Annotated in this window: 16 protein-coding genes; 6 read left to right on the forward strand and 10 right to left on the reverse strand. The window is 67.4% G+C overall.

What is annotated here, in order from left to right:
• Position 1: 1 nt before the first annotated feature.
• Complete coding sequence (locus AC5P7X_RS18115; RefSeq protein ID WP_095378358.1) at positions 2–2128, reverse strand: methyl-accepting chemotaxis protein; 2127 nt, start codon at positions 2126–2128, stop codon at positions 2–4.
• Positions 2129–2361: 233 nt separating this feature from the next.
• On the opposite strand from AC5P7X_RS18115, the gene AC5P7X_RS18120 reads away from it, so the two are divergent.
• Positions 2362–3324 (forward strand): L,D-transpeptidase family protein, encoded by a 963-nt coding sequence (locus tag AC5P7X_RS18120; protein ID WP_495215240.1) that lies wholly within the window; start codon positions 2362–2364, stop codon positions 3322–3324.
• A 4-nt stretch (positions 3325–3328) separates the two neighbouring features.
• Positions 3329–4009: a M23 family metallopeptidase gene (locus AC5P7X_RS18125; protein WP_188248046.1), complete on the forward strand. Its 681-nt coding sequence runs from the start codon at positions 3329–3331 to the stop codon at positions 4007–4009.
• Here AC5P7X_RS18125 and AC5P7X_RS18130 read toward each other — a convergent pair.
• From AC5P7X_RS18130 to hflK, 5 genes are all read right to left on the reverse strand, one after another.
• Positions 3939–4607, reverse strand: coding sequence for a hypothetical protein (locus AC5P7X_RS18130; RefSeq protein WP_053498909.1), 669 nt, complete (start codon positions 4605–4607; stop codon positions 3939–3941). The genes AC5P7X_RS18125 and AC5P7X_RS18130 overlap by 71 nt on opposite strands.
• Before the next feature lie 132 nt (positions 4608–4739).
• A complete protein-coding gene (locus tag AC5P7X_RS18135) occupies positions 4740–6032 on the reverse strand; it encodes an adenylosuccinate synthase (RefSeq protein WP_005418326.1) in 1293 nt (430 codons plus the stop codon).
• Positions 6033–6306: 274 nt separating this feature from the next.
• Positions 6307–6492, reverse strand: coding sequence for a DUF2065 domain-containing protein (locus AC5P7X_RS18140; protein WP_005414170.1), 186 nt, complete (start codon positions 6490–6492; stop codon positions 6307–6309).
• Between the two features lie 67 nt (positions 6493–6559).
• Positions 6560–7423, reverse strand: a complete 864-nt coding sequence (gene hflC / locus AC5P7X_RS18145) for a protease modulator HflC (protein WP_171957572.1) — start codon at positions 7421–7423, stop codon at positions 6560–6562.
• A complete protein-coding gene (gene hflK / locus AC5P7X_RS18150) occupies positions 7420–8553 on the reverse strand; it encodes an FtsH protease activity modulator HflK (RefSeq protein ID WP_053498912.1) in 1134 nt (377 codons plus the stop codon). Before hflK ends, hflC begins: the two co-directional genes overlap by 4 nt.
• 153 nt (positions 8554–8706) lie before the next feature.
• Between hflK and AC5P7X_RS18155 the strand changes: the two genes are divergently transcribed.
• Both AC5P7X_RS18155 and pilH read left to right on the forward strand, forming a co-directional pair.
• Positions 8707–9702, forward strand: coding sequence for a YhdH/YhfP family quinone oxidoreductase (locus AC5P7X_RS18155; RefSeq protein WP_329843179.1), 996 nt, complete (start codon positions 8707–8709; stop codon positions 9700–9702).
• Between the two features lie 88 nt (positions 9703–9790).
• The gene (gene pilH / locus AC5P7X_RS18160; protein WP_005410644.1) at positions 9791–10162 is read left to right on the forward strand and encodes a twitching motility response regulator PilH; all 372 of its coding nucleotides are present in this window, start codon (positions 9791–9793) and stop codon (positions 10160–10162) included.
• A 125-nt stretch (positions 10163–10287) separates the two neighbouring features.
• Here pilH and AC5P7X_RS18165 read toward each other — a convergent pair whose 3' ends face one another.
• Complete coding sequence (locus tag AC5P7X_RS18165) at positions 10288–11175, reverse strand: DnaJ C-terminal domain-containing protein (protein WP_005418339.1); 888 nt, start codon at positions 11173–11175, stop codon at positions 10288–10290.
• A 261-nt stretch (positions 11176–11436) separates the two neighbouring features.
• Between AC5P7X_RS18165 and AC5P7X_RS18170 the strand changes: the two genes are divergently transcribed.
• Both AC5P7X_RS18170 and AC5P7X_RS18175 read left to right on the forward strand, forming a co-directional pair.
• Positions 11437–11919: a peroxiredoxin gene (locus AC5P7X_RS18170; RefSeq protein WP_005418341.1), complete on the forward strand. Its 483-nt coding sequence runs from the start codon at positions 11437–11439 to the stop codon at positions 11917–11919.
• 29 nt (positions 11920–11948) lie between these two features.
• Positions 11949–12524 (forward strand): ferritin-like domain-containing protein, encoded by a 576-nt coding sequence (locus tag AC5P7X_RS18175; protein ID WP_005418343.1) that lies wholly within the window; start codon positions 11949–11951, stop codon positions 12522–12524.
• A gap of 74 nt (positions 12525–12598) precedes the next feature.
• On the opposite strand, the gene pbpC is transcribed toward AC5P7X_RS18175, so the two are convergent.
• The 3 genes from pbpC to AC5P7X_RS18190 all read right to left on the reverse strand — a co-directional run bounded on the left by pbpC (position 12599) and on the right by AC5P7X_RS18190 (position 21558).
• Complete coding sequence (pbpC, locus tag AC5P7X_RS18180) at positions 12599–14980, reverse strand: penicillin-binding protein 1C (protein ID WP_495215241.1); 2382 nt, start codon at positions 14978–14980, stop codon at positions 12599–12601.
• A gap of 49 nt (positions 14981–15029) precedes the next feature.
• Entirely contained in the window at positions 15030–19937 is a 4908-nt protein-coding gene (locus AC5P7X_RS18185) for an alpha-2-macroglobulin family protein (protein ID WP_495215242.1), read from the reverse strand.
• A 160-nt stretch (positions 19938–20097) separates the two neighbouring features.
• Entirely contained in the window at positions 20098–21558 is a 1461-nt protein-coding gene (locus tag AC5P7X_RS18190) for a bifunctional 2-methylcitrate dehydratase/aconitate hydratase (protein ID WP_329843185.1), read from the reverse strand.
• Between the last annotated feature and the right edge of the window lie 77 nt (positions 21559–21635).

A 21635-nucleotide genomic window follows, 5' to 3' on the forward strand; every position in this document is an offset into this window, starting at 1 on the left:
CTTACGCCGCCCGCGCCGGCATGACCGGCATGCGCGGCCCCTGCTCCAGCTGGAATACCGCCACTGACGTGGTCAGTGCATGCGCCTGTTCTTCCAGCGCGCGGCTCGCGGCAGTGGCTTCTTCCACAAGCGCGGCGTTCTGCTGGGTCACCTGGTCCATCTGCACCACCACCTGGTTGACCTGCTCGATGCCGGCGGCCTGCTCCTTGCTGGCCGCTGCGATGTCGCTCATCAGCTGGGTGGTGCGCGAACTGGCCTGCGCCACGCGTGCGATCGCGGCTTCCGATTCAACGGTCACCGCCAGGCCACTCTTCACCTTGGAAGCGGCGTCCTCGATCAGTTCCTTGATCTCCTTGGCGGCGACACCGGCACGCTGTGCGAGCGTGCGCACTTCGCTGGCGACCACGGCAAAGCCACGGCCCTGCTCGCCTGCACGCGCAGCTTCCACTGCGGCATTCAGCGCCAGGATGTTGGTCTGGAACGCGATGCCGTCGATCACCGTGGAGATTTCCGAGATGCGCGCCGAGGACTGATCGATTTCGCCCATCACCGATGCCATCTGTGCCATCGCCTGCTCGGTCTCGCGAACGGCGGCACCGGCGGCATGCGCTTCGCTGTCGGCCTGACGCGCCAGTTCGGCGTTCTGGCGTACGGTGGAGGTCAGCTCCTCCATCGACGCGGCCGCTTCTTCCAGATTCGCGGCCTGCTGCTCGGTGCGGCGCGACAGGTCGTTGTTGCCGGCGGCCAGTTCCTGGGCCGCGTTGTTGATGCTGTCGGCAGCCACCTGGATGCCGCGGACAATGCCGGTCAGCTGCGCGGTGGTGGTGTTGGCATCGTCGCGCATGCGCGCAAACACGCCGTCGTACTCGCCCTCCATGCGTGCGGTCAGGTCGCCATGCGAGATCGCGCGCAGCACGTCGGAAACATCGGCGATGCTGGCCTGCGAACTGGCCATCATGCCGTTGAGGTGCTCGACCATCGTCTTGAACTGGTACTGGAACGCAGCGGCATCGCCACGCATGCTGAAATCGCCGGCGCGTGCGGCGCGGGCCAGTTCATCGATCTGCGCGTTGATCGCCATCAGGCTCTGCTTCACCGCCGCCAGGGTGCGGGTCAGCGTGCCCTTCTCGCCCGGGTAGTCCGGCAGGTCGCGGCTGAGGTCACCCATGGCGTAACGCTGCATCACCTCGGCCATCAGCAGTTCCACCTGCACGTGCGACTCCACCAGGCTGTTGGTGGCCTGCACCATGCGGCCGAAATCACCGGGGAACGCACTGGCGTCCATGCGATAGCGGATTGCACCGGCCTCGTGCTGCTCGGCCATCTGCAACTGCGCGCCGATCGCCGCCTGCACACTCTGGCGCACGCTGGCCATCGCCTCGCCCAGCTGGGTCAGCTCGTCGCGGCCACCGAGGCGGAACTCCTGGTCCAGCTGTCCCTTGGACAGGCGCTCGGCCAGGTTCACCGCGCGCGCCAGCGGACCGGTCAGGCTGCGGCCGATCATCACCGAGGCACCGATGCCCACCAGCAGCGCGACGCCGCCCAGCACCAGCAGCTGCAGCAGGCTGCGCTCGCCCAGGCGGATCGCCTCGGCGGCAGCCTCACGGCTTTCCTTCTCCTCGAAGTCCACGCCATCGGACAGCGCCTTGTTCCAGCCGTTGGCGGCTTCCTGCACCGGACCCAGGGTCAGCGCCACGGCGCCCGGGTAGTCGCCCTGCTCCATCAGTTCGCTGGTCTGCTTGTTGAGCGGGCGCGCGATGGCACGCTTGGCCGCGATGGTTTCCGCGATGGCCTTGCCCTCCGCATCGCCTGGCAGTGCCTGGTAGGCGGTCCAGCTGGCCTCATAGCGCTTGACCAGATCGGCAATGCGCTTCTCATCGCTGCCGCGGTCTTCGCCCTGGCGGATCAGCATCTCGCGCCGCACCACCATCATCTGGTTGTTGGCGTCGAGCATCTGCGACAACAGGCGCACCTTGGCCACGCTGACGTCGACCACCTGCTGCATCGCGCGCTTCTGCACGACGCTGGCGGTGGCGCCGGTGGCCACTACGGCGGCAACCAGCAGCAGCAACAGGCCAAAGCCCAGCCCAAGACGCCAGGCAACCCTGACGTTCCTCAAGTAGTTCATGGGGGTATCCAAAACGGGGGGATGTGGCCTTATCGGCGGCACGGCAGGCAATCTTGATCGCCGCCCATCGACGGCGTCGGCCACCGTTCACCTTGGTGAGCCCTCGTCCCAGCGACACCTGCCGCTGGCAACCGGCCGCAATGACATGCCTGCTCATGCGGGCATCAGATCCCTTTCACGGCGGCTCGGCGCCGCCTGCGGGCAAGGTGGCGGCGTACCTGCTGGAGATCCCAATGCGCTCATCTGTGTCTCGATCCACCCTGCTCGCAATCTCGCTGCTGGCGTCGCCGGCCTTCGCGCAGGCGCCGCCGCCCAACCTGCCCGCCCCCATTGCCGAGAAGGCTGGCCCGGACACCGCAGTGCGCTCCGCACTGCATGCCCAGGTGCTGCTGGATCGTGCGAACTTCTCTCCGGGCCAGATTGATGGTGAGGTAGGCAGCAACCAGCGGCGGGCGGTGTCAGGCTTCCAGACGGCACACGGCCTGACCGTAACGGGTGAGCTGGACGACGCCACCTGGAAGGCTCTGCAGGCCGATACGATCACGCCGCTGGCCAGCTACACGCTGACTGCTGAGGATGTCGCCGGCCCGTTCCAGCCGATACCGAAAGGACCCGCCGCCCAGGCCAAGCTGAAATCGCTGGGCTACAGCAGTGTGGAAGAAGCCCTGGGCGAGCGCTTCCACGCGTCCCCAGAGCTGATGAAGATGCTCAATCCCGGCGTGGATCTGACCAGGGCTGGCAGCCGCATCCAGGTCCCCAACATCGCCCCGGCCGCATTGCAGAAGGCCGCCAGGATCGTGGTCGACAAATCCGACTCCACGCTGCAGCTACTGGACGCGCAGGGCAAGCTGATCGCGCAGGTGCCGGTGTCATCCGGCAGCCAGCACGACCCGTTGCCGATCGGCGAATGGAAAATCCTGGGCGTGTACCGCGACCCGCCGTTCCACTACAACCCCAAGCTGTTCTGGGATGCCCGCAAGGGGGAAAAGAAAGCCACGCTGCCGCCCGGCCCGAACAATCCGGTTGGCCGGGTCTGGATCGATCTGTCCAAGCCGCATTACGGCCTGCATGGCACGCCTGAACCCGGCCACGTGGGCAAGACCGAGTCGCATGGCTGCGTACGCATGACCAACTGGGATGCACTGCGCGTGGCCGACGCAGTGGACACCTCGGTGCCTGTCGTGATGCAGGAGTGAGTCGATGCGTCTTTCGCAACTGATCGTGCTGGGTGTTCTGCTGGGATTGGGTGCAGGTTGGTGGCTGCACCGCGATATGGATGAGCCTGTGACCGACGCGCTGCCGGAAGCGCCATCGACGGTGGCCGCCGCGCCGGTGACGGAACCGGTAGCGCCAGGCGCAACAGCCCCACCCGCCTCCACCGCGCCGCCGGCCGCCCAGGCTGCCGATGCACCGTCCGGCTTGCTGCTGCCGGTGCAGGGAATCCTGCCCTCGCAGCTGCACGACACCTTCAGCGATGCACGCAGCGAGGGCCGCGTACACGATGCCATCGACATCATGGCCGATGCAGGTACGCCGGTGCTGGCGGTGGCCGATGGCACGGTGGAGAAACTGTTCGACAGCGAGCGCGGTGGCCTGACGATCTACCAGTTCGAGCCCAGCGGGCAATGGTGCTACTACTACGCGCACCTGCAGCGCTACGCCGATGGCCTGGCCGAGAAGCAGGTGATCAAGCGCGGCGAGGTGATCGGCTACGTCGGCAGCACGGGCAACGCCAGCGCCGAGGCCCCACACCTGCATTTCGAGGTGCATGTGCTGGGGCCGGAGAAGCAGTGGTGGAAGGGAGAGTCGATCAATCCCTATCCGCTGCTGAAGTCGGCAGCGATGATGCCCGGCGCTGCCAGCGTCGCAATGCCACAGTAAAGACGGCCAACGCAGCTCCTGGAATCATCAGCAACAGCGCCGCCAATTTCCAGAAGAAGAACGGCCACAGCCAGAGGTAGTCGAGGTCGGTCAGCTTCAGCACGTCCATCGGCGGCAGCAGGTCCACCGAGGCCGCACGGCCGGCCAACGCCGGATCGACCTCCAGCACGGTCAGCCGCAGCGAGGAACGGCCTCGCCGCAGTGCGTCACTGCGGCCGTAGCCGAAGTACGAGGCGGCGAACCGGTCTCGCTCGACCGATTCCAGTGCGCGGTGGATCTCCGGATCGGTCACCGCCGAGCGGCTGTCCGCACGGAACTCGGTGCGATCGGTTGGGGTTTCCGCGCGCAGGCGCAGCTCGGGATCGACCGCCGGATCGGCGCCGTCATCCGCATAACGCAGACGCAGTCGCAGCGGGTCGTCGATGAAGCGGTACACCGTGATCTCGGCGGTCGCGCCCGGCTGCAGCACCAGCGGCAGGGTCTGCGTGCGCGAAGCCAGGTAATTGGCGAGCGCGCCCAGCACCAGCACGATGCAGGCCAGCGTCCACAGGCTCCACAGCAGCCACAGAGTCACCCGTGCGACCGTCTCGCCCTTCATGCCGAAGTCTCCGTCATCGCTGCGTTGCCCTGCCGACTGTGCCGCCACAGTACCGAAAACGAAAAAGCCCCGCTTGCGCGGGGCTTTTCCTTCAGCAACACCAGGCAGGGCCCAGCGCTACCGGTCTCTCACTCAGGCAAACGGATCCTGCAGGACCATGGTGTGGTCGCGGTCCGGGCCAGTGGAAACGATGCTGATCGGGCAGCCGGCCAGTTCTTCCAGCGAACGCAGGTAGGCGCGTGCCGCCGGCGGCAGCTCGTCCCACTGGGTGATGCCGTGGGTGTTCTCGCTCCAGCCCGGGAACTCCAGGTACACCGGGGTGCACTCTTCCCAGCCCTGCGCATCCAGCGGAGCATATTCGGTGCGCTTGCCGTTGTATTCGTAGGCGATGCAGACCTTCAGCTTTTCCATGCCATCGAGCACGTCCAGCTTGGTGATGCACAGGCCGCTGATGCCGTTGATGGCCACGGCGCGCTTCAGCGCGACGATGTCCATCCAGCCGCAACGACGCGGGCGGCCGGTCGATGCGCCATACTCGGCGCCACGGTCACGGATGCCCTGGCCGACTTCGTCGTCCAGTTCGGTCGGGAACGGGCCGCCGCCGACGCGGGTGGCGTAGGCCTTGGCGATGCCCAGCACGTAGTCGATCGAATCGGCGCCGACGCCGGAACCGGCCAGCGCACCACCGACGGTGGTGTTGGAGCTGGTGACATACGGGTAGGTACCGTGGTCGATGTCCAGCAGCGCGCCCTGCGCGCCTTCGAACAGCACGCGCTTACCCTGCTTGCGCAGGTCGTGCAGGATGCCGGCCACGTCGGACTTCATCGGCTGCACGTATTCGCCGAAGGCCAGCGCCTCGTCGAAGGTCTTCTGGAAGTCGACCGCATCGGTGTTCAGATACTTGGTCAGCACGAAGTTGTGGTAATCCAGCGCGGTGCGCAGCAGTTCTTCCAGCTGCTTCGGGTAATGCAGGTCGGCGATGCGGATGCCGCGACGCGCCACCTTGTCTTCGTAGGCCGGGCCGATGCCACGGCCGGTGGTGCCGATCGCCTTGCCACCGGCAGCGCGTTCGCGCGCCTGGTCCAGGGCGATGTGGTACGGCATGATCAGCGGCGCGGCCGGGGAGATCTTCAGGCGCGAACGTACTTCCACGCCGGAGGCTTCCAGCTCGGCGATTTCCTTCTGCAGCGCGGCCGGCGAGATCACCACGCCGTTGCCGATCAGGCACAGCGCGTCGTCACGCAGGATGCCCGACGGGATCAGGTGCAGGACGGTCTTCTTGCCGTTGATGACCAGGGTGTGGCCGGCATTGTGGCCACCCTGGAAGCGCACGACGGCGCCGATTTCCTCAGTGAGCAGATCGACGATCTTGCCCTTGCCTTCATCGCCCCACTGGGCACCCAACACTACGACAGACTGACCCATGACGGGCTCCTCGATTTGTTGCGGCCATCGGGGCCGCGGACGGGTAAACCGTGGCGGGGCTGGCCAGCACCTGGAGGGCGGCTCCAGACGGGGAGCGGCCGGCGATGGAAGGCCCAGACACGGAAAAAGCCGAACGGGGAGGCCCGTCCGGCTTTTGTGCATTATCCGGGTTTCCGGGGTCCGCTGCCACCTTTCCGACGGACGGCTTCACCCACCGGTCAGGGGACCGAAATGGGGTCAGATCCCTTTCCTGCGGAAAGGGATCTGACCCCTGCTAATGCCTCACCCACCACAGCAGGCTCAGGCCGGCCAGCAGCACCAGCCCGCCGAAGCTGCGCAGGGCCGGGCTGGGCAGGTCCAGCAGGCGCTCGGCCATGCGCTTCCAGGCGAACGGCGCCACGAACAGGAACAGGCCTTCCAGCACCGCGACCAGGCAGACGGCGGCGAACAGATCTTTCATGGGGGACTCCGGAAAAAGCACGGGGCCCGGCGTCTGGCCGGGCCCCGTGGGGTAGTGCCCTGCGACCTCAGCGGTCGTTCTTCAGGTACTGCAGGAACGGGTCGTTCTTGTCGAGCACGATCACGCCATTGCCGTCGGTCATGGAGCCACGGTAGGCCTCCAGGCTGCGGTAGAACGCATAGAACGACGGATCAGCCGCGCCAGCCTTGCCGTAGATGCGGGCCGCCTCGGCATCGCCTTCACCGCGCAGGCGCTGTGCATCACGCTCGGCCTCGGCGATCAGCACGGTGCTGTCGCGGTCGGCCTGGGCACGGATGGTCAGCGACTGCTCCTCGCCCTCCGCACGCAGCTTGGCCGCTTCCTGCTTGCGCTGGGCGCGCATGCGCTCGTACACGTCGTTGATCACCTGGCTGTCAGTCGGCAGGTCCACCTGCTTGATGCGCAGGTCGATCATCTGCATGCCGAGGCCGGCCACCGCCTCGTTGATCCCCTTCAGCTGCTCGGCGATCAGCTCGCTGCGGTCGCCGGACACCAGCTGCTGCAGGGTGCGCGAGTTGATCTGGTTGCGCAGCGAGTCGGTGATGATCGGTGCCAGGCGGGCATTGGCGATGCGCGGATCGCCGCCGGTGGCACGGAAGTAGTCACCTACGTTGGAGATGTAGCCGACGGCGAAGAAGTCGACGCTGACGTCCTTCTGCTCGGCGGTGAAGTAGCGCGCCGGCGCGGTGTCGAGCACCTGGAAGCGGCGGTCGAAGACCTTCACCGTTTCCACCACCGGCACCTTGAAATGCAGGCCCGGCTTGATGTCCGAACGCACCACCTTGCCCAGGTTCAGCACCATGGCGGTCTGGTCCTCACGGACCACGTACACCGAGCCGAGCAGGCCCAGCACCACCGCCACGATCACGGCGATCCAGATAGGACTCTTCATCGGCTGCCCTCCTCACGGCCGCTCGGTCGCCCGGTCGGGCGGCCCACCGGCCGGCCCGGATCACGGGAAGCTTCCACCGCTGCACCCGGCAGCGACGGCATCACCACGTCCGGGTTCGCCACTGCGGCCGGGGCCGAGGTGGTGGGACGGGTATCGCCGGTCATCGGCACGTAGATCAGCTGGCGGCCATCGCCGCCGATCACCTTGCGGTTCTCGCTCAGCACCTGCTGCACGGTCTCCAGCCACAGGCGCTTGCGGGTCACTTCCGGGGCGTCCTTGTACTGGGCCTGCAACAGGCTGAAGCGCTGCGCGTCACCCTCGGCCTTGGACACCACGGCCTGCTTGTAGCCTTCGGCGGTGGTACGGGCGCGCGAGGCCTGGCCCCGGGCTTCCGGCACGACCTTGGCAGCGTAGGCCTGGGCCTCGTTGATCAGGCGTTCCTTGACCTGCTGGGCACCGTTGACCTCGTCAAAGGCCGGCTTCACTTCTTCCGGCGGACGGGCGTCCTGCAGGGTCAGGCCGGTCACGGTCAGGCCGGTCTTGAACGCCTTCAGCAGTGCCTGCAGGCGCTCCTCGGCGGCCACGGCCAGCGGGCCACGGTTGTTCAGCACGGCGTTGAGGTCGGCACGGCCGACTTCCTCGCGCACCGCGCTCTGCGCCGACTGCTCCAGCACCTGGTTGGCATCGACGGTGCCGAACAGGTACTGCTGCGGGTCGTCGATGCGGTACTGGACGTTCAGCGAGACGTTGACGATGTTCTCGTCGCGGGTCAGCACCGGCACCTGGATCGAGAACGTCTTGATCTCGGTGGCGTTGACCTTGGTGACCGATTCGATCGGCCACGGCAGCTTGAAGTTCGGACCGGGCTGCAGGATGCGCGAGAACTGGCCGAAGCGCAGGACCACGCCACGCTGCTGTTCGCCGATCAACTGGAAGCTGGAGAACAGCACCAGCAGCACCACGGCCGCCGCCACCCAACGCACGATGCCGCCGTCGAACAGGTCCTTCAGTGGCCCGGGCAAACCGCCCCAGCCACCACCATTGCCACCGCCGCGTGACCCGAACGGCCCGCGTCGATTGTCCTCGGGGCCTTGTCCGCCCTTGTTGCCGCCGGGTGTATTCCAGGCCATGCACGCTCCATCAAGATGTGGGCTGCGGCGCGGGCCCTTCCCGCGGCGCCAGCCGTGAAACCATTACCGATCATACAAGATGGGGCGGATCGGCAGGATCGAAAGGGGGGCAACGGGGTAAGGTGGCGTTTTCCTCGAAGTCAGGCAATGCCGATGGCCCCCACCCCCCCGTTCACCGCCTTCCGCATCGAAAACGACGACGCCGGTTACCGCAGCGGCCTGGCCCAGCTCAAGGTCGAAGACCTCAGCCCCGGCCAGGTTCTGATCCGCGCCAACTGGTCCTCGGTCAACTACAAGGACGCCCTGGCCGGCACCGGCAAGGGAAAGATCCTGCGCCGCTTCCCGCTGGTGGGGGGCATCGACGTAGCCGGCACCGTGGTCGCCAGCACCGATCCGGAATGGCGTGAAGGCGACGCGGTGCTGGCCACCGGCTGCGGCCTCAGCGAGACCCGCGACGGCGGCTACAGCCAGTATGTGCGGCTGGAATCGCGTGCGGTGATCGCCCAGCCGGCCGGGCTGAGCCCACGCGAGGCGATGGTGCTGGGCACCGCCGGCTTCACCGCGGCGTTGGCGCTGCTGCGCATGCAGGACAACCGGCAGAGCCCGGAACTTGGACCGCTGGCGGTCACCGGCGCCAGTGGCGGCGTCGGCGCGCTGGCACTGTCGATCTTCAGCCGCGCCGGCTACACGGTGCATGCGATCAGCGGCAAACCCGACCAGACCGGTTTCCTGCACGCCATCGGCGCCACCGAGGTGCTGCCGCGTGAGGCCCTGGCCGACACCGGCCCACTGCAATCGGCGCGTTTCGGTGGGGGCCTGGACAATGCCGGCGGCGCCATGCTCGCCAGCCTGCTGGCGCAGACCGCGCCCTACGGCAGCGTGGTCAGTGCCGGCCTGGCGGCCAGCCCGGCGCTGGACATGACCGTGATGCCGTTCATCCTGCGTGGCGTGTCGCTGCTGGGCGTGTCCTCGGCCAATGCGCCACGCGGGCTGCGCGAGGACGTCTGGGCGCGGCTGGGCAACGAATGGAAACCGCAGCACCTGGACCGCATCTGTACCGCCGAGGTTGGCCTTGATGGCCTGCCGGCCGTGTTCGAGCGGATGCTAGCGGGCGGCTCGCTGGGCCGCACCGTGGTGCGGATCGACTGAACGTAGCAGGCAGGCGACGGACGGCAGATGCGCCCCTCCCGCCGGTAATGAGCCCGCACTACACTGCGGGCATTACATGGGGAACAACATGGCACGCATTCTGATCGTCGACGACTCACCGTCGCAGCTGTTGGGGATACAGCGCATCGTCGAGAAGCTCGGGCACCAGATCCTGACCGCCACCGATGGCGCCGCCGGGGTCGAAACCGCCAAGGCCGAGCTGCCCGACCTGGTCCTGATGGACGTGGTGATGCCCAATCTCAACGGCTTCCAGGCCACCCGCACCCTCGCCCGCGACGAGGCAACCCGGCATATTCCAGTGATCCTGGTGACCACCAAGGACCAGGACACCGACCGCATGTGGGGCATGCGCCAAGGCGCCAAGGCCTACATCACCAAGCCGTTCTCGGAAGACGAGCTGTCCGAAGTGCTGGAGCGCGTGTTCGCCGGGCAGGGCTGAGACGCGCGCGGGTGGGTGCCGGCCTTGGTCGGCACGCTCTTGTTTGGTAGGTGCCAACCTTGGTTGGCACGCCTTGAACGGCCGAAAGGCGTGCGGACCAAGGTCCGCACCCACCAGGATCCATCTCAGATCGTCTCGCCAAACGCCTTGGCCAGGTTCCGGTAGGCCTTCTTCTGCGCCTCGTCGGTCGCGGCCGGGGCCACGATCTCGATCTCGACGATCTGGTCGCCATCCGGATTGCCCGGCAGGCCACGCCCGCGCAGGCGCAGCTTGCGCCCGGCATCGGAGTCGGCCGGGATCTTCAGTTCCACCGCGCCGCCCAGGGTCGGCACGCTGATGCTGGTGCCCAGCGCGGCCTGCCACGGCGTGACCGGCAGGGTGTAGAGGATGTTGCGGCCATCGACCTCGAACTGCGGGTGTGCGGCGTACTCCACTTCCAGCAGCAGGTTGCCGCCATGGTTGCCCTGCCCCGCCAGGCGGATCACCTGGCCCGGACGGATGCCCTTGGGCACGCGCACGTCCAGCTGCTTGCCGTTGACGGTGATGCGCAGGCTGTCGCCGCTGTAGGCCGCTTCCAGCGGTACCGACAGCTTGGCGCGGGTGTCGCGGTTGGGCGCATGGCCCTGGCTGCTGAATCCCGGGCCAGGGCCGGCACCGCCGCGCTGGCGCGCGAACAGGCTTTCGAAGAAGTCGCTGAAGCCGCCGTTGGCGCCACCACCCCCGAACACTTCCTCGAAGTTGAAACCACCGGCGCCGCCGTAGTTCGGCGGCACGTTGAACTCCTCGCCCGGGCGATAGCCCTGCGCGCGCAGCTGGTCGTAGGCTGCACGCTTTTCCGGGTCGCGCAGCGCCTCATAGGCCTCGTTGACCGCCTTGAACTTGTCTTCGGCCCCGGCCTCCTTGCTGACGTCCGGGTGGTACTTGCGTGCCAGCCGGCGGTAGGCGGTCTTGATCTCCGCCTCGCCCGCGCTCGGTTCCACCCCCAGGGTGGCGTAGTAATCCTTGAATTCCATCCAGCTACCTCGATCTGCTTCGGCCGCGCCGGTGGCGCCGCCCCAGGTTCATTCTACGCGCCGGCGATGCTACGCCGCCCCTCGTGCGGCCCCGGTGAGGCCGACTGATCCTGCGCAATGCGGTTGCCATCGCCCTGCCCCAGGCTATGGCTGGAAGCCCGCTCCGCAAAGCCTGAAGATGGGACCTGCACGCCGGTTTTCCAATGTCTTGACGTCCCTGTCCCATCCGGCCCACTACGCTGCCCCAGCAAGGAGTTCCCCATGACCATCCATGTCGGCGACCGCATTCCGGAAGTCACCCTCAAGCGCATCCGCGAGGGCATTGAAACGCTCGATACGCATTCGCTGTTCGACGCGCGCAAGGTGGTGCTGTTCGCTGTGCCCGGCGCGTTCACGCCGACGTGCTCGGCCCGCCACCTGCCCGGCTACGTCGAGAAATTCGAGGCCTTCCGCCAGCGCGGCATCGATGTCTACTGCATGGCCGTCAACGACCCGTTCGTGATGAAGGCCTGGGCCGCCGATCAGCACGTGCCCGACGGCCTGCTGATGCTGTCCGACGGCAATGCCGAACTGACCCGTGCGCTCGGCCTGGAGCTCGACGCCAGTGCCTCGGGCATGGGCATCCGCTCGCGCCGTTTCGCCCTGTTCGTGGTCGACGGCGTGGTCCGCGCCGCCTGGGTTGAACAGCCCGGTCAATTCGAAGTGTCTTCGGCCGACTACGTGCTGGAGCACCTGCCCACCTGATCTCCCACCGCAAGAGGAAACGGCCAGCCATGTCCAGCAAGCCAGCCAAAGCCCCCAAGCCCACCGCGCAGATTCCCGGCATCAGCGAGCGCACGGCCCTGCGCGAGCGTGCCCGGCGCAACATCGAGGATGGTGCGATCACCGACAGCTACAGCGCCGACCGCAAGGTGGTGATCAAGCTGCTCAACGACGCACTGGCCACCGAGTACGTGTGCGTGCTGCGCTACTACCGGCACTACTTCATGGCCAAGGGCATGCTGGCCGACGCGGTGAAAGCTGAATTCCTTGAACATGCACAGCAGGAACAGGCGCATGCCGGCAAGCTGGCCGAGCGCATCGTGCAGCTCGGCGGCGAGCCCGACTTCAACCCGGATACGCTGACCGCGCGCTCGCATGCCGAATACAAGGAAGGCAGCGACCTGCGCGACATGGTCCGCGAGAACCTGGTGGCCGAACGCATCGCCATCGACAGCTACCGCGAGATGATCAACTTCATCGGCGACCGCGATACCACCACCAAGCGCATCCTCGAAGAGATCCTGGCACAGGAAGAGGAACACGCCGACGAGTTCGCCGATCTGCTGGATGGGTGGATCGGGGAATAGTGAAACCGGTAGCGCCGGGCCATGCCCGGCGTATGCAATGTGATCCGAACGGTTCCGCCGGGCATGGCCCGGCGCTACCGCAGCACGTTGAACCGCACCTGCGTCCACGCGCCGTCCGCGGCCAAGGCGGTCAGGGTATGCGCACCGGGATCGGCGAACTCGCGCTGCATCAACTGCGCGCCGTGGGTCTGCGCGATCCAGCGGCCGTCCAGCAACCAATCCACCGCCTGCTCGCTGCCCAGCGCGCGCAGCTGCAGGCGCACGCCGTGTTCCGAATTCGGCGCGCGCGCCAGCGTGGCGCCGTCATTGAGCCCGTCCACATGCAGCGCGACGCTGGCCTCGCGCCCGTCGTCGCGGCAGTCTGGCGACAGTCCCGGCAACTGCGAAGCCTCGCGCGCGGCCTTGGGCAGCCACGGTGACAGCAACGCCGGCCAGCGCGCGATCTCGCGGGCGACTTCTTCGTGCGGCAAGCGGCAATCGGCAGACACGCGCAGTCCGCTGCGGGCATCGGCCAGGTAGCGTTGCCGGCCCGGCTGCCAGCGCCGCGCCTCGCGCTCCGGGAAGGTCGGCGGTGCGGCGCCATCGAGCAGGTAGGCTGGCATCCTGCGCTGGCACAGTGCAGCCGGCAGTCCCTCGGCACGTTCGCCAGTGGGCCAGCAGATGTCTTCCTGGCTGACACTGGCCGGCATCGGCGCGGCCGCCGAATCACCACGCTGGCGCGGCAGGCTGTCCACCACTTCGAACATCAGCGGCAGCGCGGTGACCGCGCCGTACTGGCCCGGCAACGGAGTACCGTCCGGCCGGCCCACCCACACGCCCACCGTGTAGTGGCGGGTACTGCCGATCGCCCATGCATCGCGGTACCCGTAACTGGTGCCGGTCTTCCACGCCACGCGCGGGCGGCCACCGACATCGAACGTCCCGGCGCTGTATCCCGGGCGCGGGTTTGATTCGAGCATCTCGCGCACGATCCAGCTGGCGCCCGGCGAGGCCAGGCGCCGCTCGATCATCGGCTCGTCGTCGGTGTATCGCACGCGGCCGGCGATACCGCTCCGGTTGAGCGCGGCGAACGCGCCGACCAGGTCTTCCAGGCGCGCGCCGGTGCCGCCCAGGATCAGCGACAGGTTGGGCGTACTGCCCGGCGGGAAGCGCAGCTGGATCCCGGCGTGCGACAGGCGGGCAGCGAAGCGCGCCGCACCGACCCGCTGCAGCAGATCCACCGACGGTACGTTGAGCGACAGCCGCAATGCGCTGGAGGCACCGATGGGCCCATTGAAGGCCATGTCGAAGTTGCCGGGGCGGTAGCTGCCGAAACTCTGCGGTGCATCGACCAGCAGGCTTTCCGAATGGATCAGGCCATCGTCCAGCGCCATCGCGTACAGGAACGGCTTGAGCGTGGACCCTGGCGAACGCCAGGCCTGCACCATGTCCACGTGACCCAGCCGCTGGCGGTCACCGAAGGACAATGTACCGACATAGGCGCGTGCCTGCAGGGTCCGGTTGTCGACCACCAGCAGGGCCGCCGAGGTACGCTCGGGCAGCGTCGAGAAATAGCTGGCCACGCGCTCTTCCAGCGTGCGCTGCAGGCCGATGTCGATGCTGCTCTGGATGCGTGCCTGGCCCGGATGCGCCGAGTGCAGGCGCTGCGCCAGCAGCGCGGCGTGCAAGGGAGGGCGCAGCGAACGCGCCACCACGTTCTCGACGCGCGCATCCTCCACTTCTTCCGGTGTCCACGCGCCCAGCTCGGCCATGCGTGACAGCACCTTGTCGCGCGCCTTCTGCGCAGCTTCCGGATGGCGGTCCGGGCGCAGCCGGCTGGGCGCCTGTGGCAGCACCGCCAGCAGCGCAGCCTCGGCATGCGACAGCTGCGCCGCCGGCTTGCCCAGATAGGCCCAGCTGGCCGCTTCCACGCCTTCGATGGTGCCGCCGTAGGGTGCACGCTCCAGGTACAAGGCCAGGATCTGCTGCTTGCTCAGGTGCACCTCAAGCTGCACCGCACGCAGCATCTGCTTCAGCTTGCCCCACGGGGTGCGTGAGTGCGGATCGAGAATGCGCGCGACCTGCATGGTCAGGGTCGAGCCACCGGACACGATGCGGCCGCCACGCAGCAGCTGGCCGCTGGCCCGCAGGATCGCCAGCGGGTTGATGCCCGGATGGCGCCAGAACCAGCGGTCTTCATAGGTCAGCAACGCCTGCAGGTACAGCGGTGAGACGCTGTCGATCGAGGCTGGATAGCGCCACACGCCCTCGGCATCGGCAAACGCGCGCAATGGCGTGCCGTCGGCAGCCACCACCAGGGTGCTGGTATCACGCTGCTTCGGCAGCGGCGGCGGGAAGGCGAAATCCAGCACCAGCAGCAGCGCCAGCGTAGCGGCCATGCCCCAGCGCAGCCATGGCCACAGCGGCCGCCACCGGCGGCGCAGGGCCGCCAGCCGGTTCGTCATCGTGTTCTTCATTGCGGGTTGCCAGCAGGACGGGCCGCGCCGTCGCGGCCCGTCCGCGCGGTCACGGCTGTACCACCGTGATCGTGGTCGGGTTGCTGCGGCCGACGCCGCGCAGCTGCGGCCGGTACATGTCCTCCACCAGCGGCGGCGGCACCGAGTAGGTTCCCGGCGTCACCGCGCGGACCAGGTAGAACACGTTGGCCTTGCTGCCACGCGAGAGCTTCAGCGCGGCCACGTAGCGGTCGTCGCGGAACTCCTCGTGCTTGGTATCGGCGGCCTCACCACGGTCGCTGATGGTGATGCCATCGACCACCACGTCGGCCCACTGCTTGGCATCGCCCAGGTTGAAGTTCTCGATCTCCAGGCCCGCCGGCAGCAGGTCGGTCAGCAGTGCATCGGGCATCGTGGTGTCGGCGGTGACGGTGACGCGCACGATCAGCGCTTCGCCTTCCTTCAGCGGGCGCGGCGACCACGGCTTGCCATCGGTACCGAAGTAGCTACGTTCAATACCCACTACGCTGTTGTCCGGTGCGGGCGCACTGCGCGGGATGCCGGCCACATCAATGCTGGCGAACATCGGCGGCTGCCCCTGCGGGGTGAAGCGCACGCCGCTGGCCAGCTCGCTGGCGCTGAAGTTGCGGCCGAACAGCTTGCGCTCGCCAATCGCTTCGGTGCTGCCACCGATCACCAGCTCACCGGCCACCAGCGCCTTCTGGTTGGCGGCCAGGGCCTTGCCGAGGCGGGCAATCGCCACCTGTTCCTGCGTGCTCAGCCACATCCAGCCGGCATTGCGGCGCGCATCCAGGCCACGGCCAAGATCCACCGCACGCGCATCCCAGGCGGGCTTGGCCAGCTTGTTCTCGTGGGTCAGCGCGATCATCAGTGCATCATCGCGGATCGCACTGCCGTAGTCGCCGAAGTACGACGGACGTTCGCTGCTGGACTTGGCGAAGGCCGCCGCCAGCGCGGCCTGGCCACGCTTGGCATCACCCTGCAGCGACAGCGCCACGCCCAGGTGGACCAGCGACAGGCCACCGACCGCCTTGCTGCGTTCGTTGTCGTACAGCGTCCGCAGGGTACCCAGCGGTGCACGGTTGACCCGGGCCAGCACGTAGCCCGAATACGCCTGGTTGGCGAACTTCAGCTTCTCGCGATCCTCCTGGCCGTAGAACTGATTGCCGCCGGACAGCAGATCCTCGCTGAGCCGGTTGAGCGCCTTCTGCAGCACGTTGTCGGGCACCGCAAAACCGGCGTCCTTGGCGTCGAGCAGGAACTCGGTGATGTACGGCGTCAGCCACGGGTTCACGTAGCCGTCGTCACCCCACATCGAGAAGTTGCCGTTGGCCACCTGCATCGACGCCAGGCGACCGAACGCACCTTCCATGCGCTCTCTACGGGTCTTGGCATCCAGGCCATCGGCGCCGAGCATCGACGAGGTGGCCTGGTCCAGGATCAGCGCGGCGTAACCCTTGCTGGTGGTCTGCTCGGCGCAGCCATATGGATAGTTCAGCGCGCCCTGCAGTGCACTGGCGAACGGGATCGGCGGCAGCGGGCTGACCAGCAGGCGGGCATTCACCGACTCGGACATCAGGCCCTCGGTCAGGCTGTTGTCGAGGCTGACCGCGGCCAGCGGATCGAGCGTGCGCACCTGCGAACGCAGCACCTGCGGCCACGCCGCACGCACCGGCAGGTCGTAGCGGCGATCAGCCTTGAAGCCGTTGCCGTCCACCCGCACCCGCACCTTGGCCACGCTGTGGCCCTCGCGAGCCGACAACGGGAAGCTCAGCGTGGTCTTGGCATCGGCATTCAACTGCACGCTGCGGCTGCCCTCACCCAGGTTCAGCGGGCCTTCGCTCTCCACCTTCACGTTGAACTGCCCCGGCTTGCCGGTGAAGTTCTGCACGTCCAGGGTCACGGTGCTGCGGTCGCCCGGGGCCAGCACGCGCGGCATGCTGGCTTCGGCCAGGATCGGGGCGCGCACAATGGTTTCCACGTCACGCTTGCCGTACTGGTCATCGCTGTAGACCAGCGCCGACACGCGCAGGGTGCCGTTGAAGTCCGGCACTTTCAGCCGGATGCGGGCATTGCCCTTGGCATCGAGCTGTACCGGGCCGGAGAACAGGTCCACGGTCTGCACGCGCGCGGTCGGGCGCTTGGCCTGCGGCAATGCCTGCAGCGCCATGTCGCCGCCGAACTTCAGCTTGCCGCTGCCACCATCGAAGCTCTCGATCACCCGGCTGTAGATGTCGTAGGCATCGATACCGAGGCGACGCTGGGCAAAGAAGTGTGCACCGGCATCGGGCACCGGGAAACGGGTGATGTTGAGGATGCCCACGTCCACCGCCGAAACGGTGACGTGCGCGGTCTTGCCGGCCAGCTGCGGCGCACTGACGGTTACCGGCAGGTCCTGCTCCGGGCGCATCTGCTTGGGCGCGACCAGGCCGACGGCCACCGTGCGGCCCTTGCGGTCCATCGGCACATGCACCACGCCTACCGCGCGGGCCGGGGTGATCTTGCTCGGCGCACTGCCGCCACGGAACACCAGCGCGGTGATGTAGACGTCGTGGCGCTCCCAGTCGGCGGTGACCGGGATCTTGAAGGTCGAACCCGGCTTGGCCTCGATGTCCTGCACATACAGCATGCGGTCGGTTTCGACCATCAGGATGCCCTTGCCGGCGTGCGGCGGGGTCACCGTCACCTCCAGGGTGTCACCGGCCTTGTAACCGGTCTTGTCCAGGCCCAGCTTGACCTTGTCCGGGCGCGCATCCAGGCCACGGTTGTCATCGCCCCAGCTCCAGCCGGCGCGGAACGGGTAGCGGCTGGTCAGGCCGGTGGACGGATCGAACACGTCCACCCGGTACTCGCCCCACTCCACCGGGAAATCAAAGGCGACCGCGCTGTTGCCGGCATCGACGGTTCGGGTTTCCTTGTTCTCGAAACGGCGGGTGAAGTCGTAGTCCCAGCGGTTGTCGTTGAAGGTCCAGTGGTAGTCGCGCAGCTCGCGCACCAGGGTGATCTTCAGGCCCTTGGCCGGCTGCGGCGTACCGGCAGCATCCACGCGCATCAGCTCGAAGCGCGCATTGCCGTTGGAATCGGCGCCGTCTTCGGGATTGAACAGCGGCCGCACGCCGACCAGCGCATTGGCCGGCCACATCACCCGCTTCAGGGTGCGGGTGACTGTGCGGCCGCCGGTTTCATACAGGCTGCCGGACAGCACCACGGCGATCGGCGCCTTGGCCTTGGCCGCCTCTTCCGGCAACGCCACATCCTCACGCAGCTGGCCATTGGCCGGCAGCGTGGTATCGATCACGTCCTTGGCCTCGCGCGGCAGCTGCAGGGTCGGGTCACCGAAGAAATAGCCCGGCAGGCCGTCCACCGGCTTCTGTTCGGCGGCCACCGCCATGCGTGCGGTGAAGCGGTTGCCATCGGCCGGTGCGCCATACAGGTAGGCACCATTGGCCTGCAGGCGCAGGTCCTCACCCGGCTTCAGCGTCTTCTGCGCACTGTCCAGGTCCAGCTTCATGCGTTCGGGCAGGAACTCCTCGATGCGCAGGGTCATGCCCTGGATCGCTTCCTTGCTGGCCGGGTCGGTGCGGAACTCGACCTGCCAGCGCCCGGTCGGCGCCTCGGTGGGGATCACCTGCTCGAAATTGATGTAGCCCTGGTCACCCGGCTGCAGCCGGGTCTCGCGGAAAGTCTTGCCATCGGGCTGCTTCAGCCGCAGGAACACGGGCTGGGCCTTGACCGGCTTGCCGTCGTTGTCGCGCAGCAGCGCGGACAGCCGCACGGTCTCGCCGGGGCGGTACAGGTCGCGCCCGGACCAGGCATAGACATCGAACCAGGCATTGTCACGGCCGGCCACGGCGAATTCGCTCAGGTCCAGCGCCGGCTGGTTGAACGGCAGGAAGCTGGTGTCCTTGCCACTGCTGGCAACCAGCACGTGGGTGGCATCCAGGGTGTAGTTCAGCAGCGCATTACCATTGCCGTCGGTGCTGCCCTTCAGCACCACCTCGCCCTTGGCGTCGAGCACGCGCAGGTCGATGCCCTTCAGCGGCGCGCCGTCCTTGAGGCCGGCGGTGTGCACGAACAGCTTGTCCTTGTAGGCGCGGGTATGCAGGCCGATGTCGCTGACCGAGAAGAACGCGGTGTCGAACTCGCCTTCGTAGTCACCGGTACGCTTGAGCAGGGCGAAGTACAGGCCCGGCTCCTGCAGTTCCTTGATGTCCTGGGTCGGCAGGTAGGTCAGCACCCGCTCGTTCTTCTTGCCCCCCAGGATGAAACGGTTGACGTACACCGGCTCGGCCAGCTTGTTGATCGGGCTGCGCTCGTAGTCGCTGCTCAGCTCCCAGCTGCCACGGCGGCCGCCGCGCTGGTACTGGCTGAAGAAGGTCGGAAGATCCTTCTCGCGCACGCGCAGGAATTCGACGTCGACTTCCGGAACGTTCACCGAGACCACCGGCAGGCCACGGCTGTCCTTGGCAGGCAGCACGCTGCCCTGCGAGGCGAAGCCAACCACCGGCTTCAGCTCGCCGCTGAACACCTTCTGCTTCAGTTCCTTGCCCAGGCGGCTGCCATCAGCGGCCAGCAGGTCCGGCGAGACCACCAGGCTGAACTCCTTGCCGGCCTCGACAAATGGGTAGCGCAGGGTCAGGCCGTCATCGGACAGCGTCCAGCTGCTGTCTTCGGTGCCGACCTTCTCCTCGAAGCGCACCAGCGTGTCGAAATCCTGGGTGCCGACCAGCGGGCGCGAGAACTCCAGCGCCAGCGACAGGCCGTCATTCTTCTGGTCCGGGTAGGCGCGCAGCAGGGTGAATTCCTTCACCTGCTCGGCCTTGGTGGTGATCGCCTCGCCACTGGCCTTGGGCAACTGCCCGCTGTCGTTGCGGCAGCCGGCCAGGCCCAGCAACAGGCCTCCTGCCAGTACCGCCGCCGCCCATCCCCACCGCTTCCGCCGTGCCGGACCGCTCATGTCGTCACTCCTTGATCGAGGTGGCCATTATAGGCAGGCCGCGTCAAGGCGTTGGCGCCCCGGCGGTCGGAAACCCGGTTCCGCCCGGGACCCGCTGGCCGCCAACCTTGGTTGGCGCCCCCCCACATGCCAACCAAGGTTGGCATCTACCAGAGCGGCCTCACCCCGGCAGGTACAGGTCCACATAGTCGGTCACCGGCATTGCCGCCAGCGCCACCGGATCCAGTGATGCCGCCAGGATGCGCTGCTGCTGGACTGTCGGGAAGCGGTGGGCCAGGTGCCGGCGGAACTTGTCCATCAGCAGCGGAATGCCTTCCTCCCGGCGTCGGGCATGGCCGAGCGGGTATTCCACCAGTACCTCGGGCAGCTCAGTACCGTCGCTGAAGCGCACGCCCAGGCCGTTGGCGATGCTGCGCTTGTCCGGGTCCAGGTAGTCGGCGCTGAGTTGCGGATCCTCATGGCAGGCCATCTTCGCCCGCAGGGCATCGATGCGTGGATCAGCGGCAACGTCGTCCTCGTAATCCTCGGCCACCAGCCGCCCGTGCAGCAGCGCGATGGCGACCATGTACTGCACGCAATGGTCGCGGTCGGCCGGGTTATGCAGCGGGCCCTGCTTGTCGATGATGCGGATGCAGGCTTCCTGGGTCCGGATCGCGATATGCGCGATGTCCTCGACCCGCCGCCCCATCGCACGCAACTGCTGGTGCAGCATGATGGCCGCCTCCACTGCGGTCTGGCCATGGAACTCGGCCGGGTAGCTGATCTTGAACAGCACGTTCTCCATCACGTAGCTGCCCAGCGGTCGCCCCAGCGTCAGTACCTTGCCATGCATCGACACCGCTTCAAAGCCCCAGGTCGGCGCGCTGAGCACGCTGGGGTAGCCCATCTCGCCACTGGCCGCCATCAGCGCCAGGCGCACGCCACGGCTGGTCGCATCGCCAGCTGCCCAGCTCTTGCGCGAGCCGGTGTTGGGTGCGTGCCGGTAGGTGCGCAGGGACTGACCATCGACCCAGGCCAGCGACAACGCATTGAGCATGCGCTCGCGATCCAGGCCGAGCAGCTGCGCAACCACAGCGGTGGTGGCCACTTTGACCAGCACCACGTGGTCCAGCCCGACCCGGTTGAAGGAATTCTCCAGCGCCAGCACGCCCTGGATCTCGTGCGCCTTGATCATTGCCAGCAGCACGTCGCGCACGGTCGGCGGTGGGCGCCGCAGAGCCTGCGCGTTGCGCCCCAGCCAATCGCAGACGGCAAGGATGCCACCCAGGTTGTCCGAAGGGTGCCCCCATTCGGCCGCCAGCCAGGTATCGTTGAAATCCAGCCAGCGCACCATCGCGCCGATGTTGAAGGCGGCCTGCACCGGGTCCAGCACGTAATGCGTACCCGGAACGCGCGCGCCGTTGACCACGCTGATGCCCGGCACCAGTGGACCAAGCAGTTTGCTGCAGGCCGGGAACGACAGCGCTTCCAGGCCGCAGCCCAGCGTGTCGAGCAGGCAGTGGTGCGCGGTCTGGAACGCCAGCGGTGAGTCGATGCGCGCGTCGCGCACGTAGTCGACGATGCCCACCAGCAGCGCATCCCACGCTGCACGCTCGTTGGATGGGGTGTGGCTGTCGGACATTATCGATCTCCTCGTTGCGGTGCACGGTCGCCCGTGCACCATGCCAACCAAGGTTGGCATCTACCAAAGCAATCGGT

The organism is Stenotrophomonas sp. YJH_SMC_53, from assembly GCF_059369995.1.

Bases quoted from the DNA above. Each gene is read 5' to 3' on its own strand.
- AC5P7X_RS18165 (WP_005418339.1), bottom strand. From the start codon at position 11,175: ATGGAATTCAAGGATTACTACGCCACCCTGGGGGTGGAACCGAGCGCG.
- AC5P7X_RS18190 (WP_329843185.1), bottom strand. From the start codon at position 21,558: ATGTCCGACAGCCACACCCCATCCAACGAGCGTGCAGCGTGGGATGCG.
- AC5P7X_RS18175 (WP_005418343.1), top strand. From the start codon at position 11,949: ATGTCCAGCAAGCCAGCCAAAGCCCCCAAGCCCACCGCGCAGATTCCC.
- AC5P7X_RS18140 (WP_005414170.1), bottom strand. From the start codon at position 6,492: ATGAAAGATCTGTTCGCCGCCGTCTGCCTGGTCGCGGTGCTGGAAGGC.
- hflK (WP_053498912.1), bottom strand. From the start codon at position 8,553: ATGGCCTGGAATACACCCGGCGGCAACAAGGGCGGACAAGGCCCCGAG.
- pbpC (WP_495215241.1), bottom strand. From the start codon at position 14,980: ATGAAGAACACGATGACGAACCGGCTGGCGGCCCTGCGCCGCCGGTGG.
- AC5P7X_RS18120 (WP_495215240.1), top strand. From the start codon at position 2,362: ATGCGCTCATCTGTGTCTCGATCCACCCTGCTCGCAATCTCGCTGCTG.
- pilH (WP_005410644.1), top strand. From the start codon at position 9,791: ATGGCACGCATTCTGATCGTCGACGACTCACCGTCGCAGCTGTTGGGG.
- AC5P7X_RS18130 (WP_053498909.1), bottom strand. From the start codon at position 4,607: ATGAAGGGCGAGACGGTCGCACGGGTGACTCTGTGGCTGCTGTGGAGC.
- AC5P7X_RS18170 (WP_005418341.1), top strand. From the start codon at position 11,437: ATGACCATCCATGTCGGCGACCGCATTCCGGAAGTCACCCTCAAGCGC.
- hflC (WP_171957572.1), bottom strand. From the start codon at position 7,423: ATGAAGAGTCCTATCTGGATCGCCGTGATCGTGGCGGTGGTGCTGGGC.
- AC5P7X_RS18125 (WP_188248046.1), top strand. From the start codon at position 3,329: ATGCGTCTTTCGCAACTGATCGTGCTGGGTGTTCTGCTGGGATTGGGT.
- AC5P7X_RS18155 (WP_329843179.1), top strand. From the start codon at position 8,707: ATGGCCCCCACCCCCCCGTTCACCGCCTTCCGCATCGAAAACGACGAC.
- AC5P7X_RS18135 (WP_005418326.1), bottom strand. From the start codon at position 6,032: ATGGGTCAGTCTGTCGTAGTGTTGGGTGCCCAGTGGGGCGATGAAGGC.
- AC5P7X_RS18115 (WP_095378358.1), bottom strand. From the start codon at position 2,128: ATGAACTACTTGAGGAACGTCAGGGTTGCCTGGCGTCTTGGGCTGGGC.
- AC5P7X_RS18185 (WP_495215242.1), bottom strand. From the start codon at position 19,937: ATGAGCGGTCCGGCACGGCGGAAGCGGTGGGGATGGGCGGCGGCGGTA.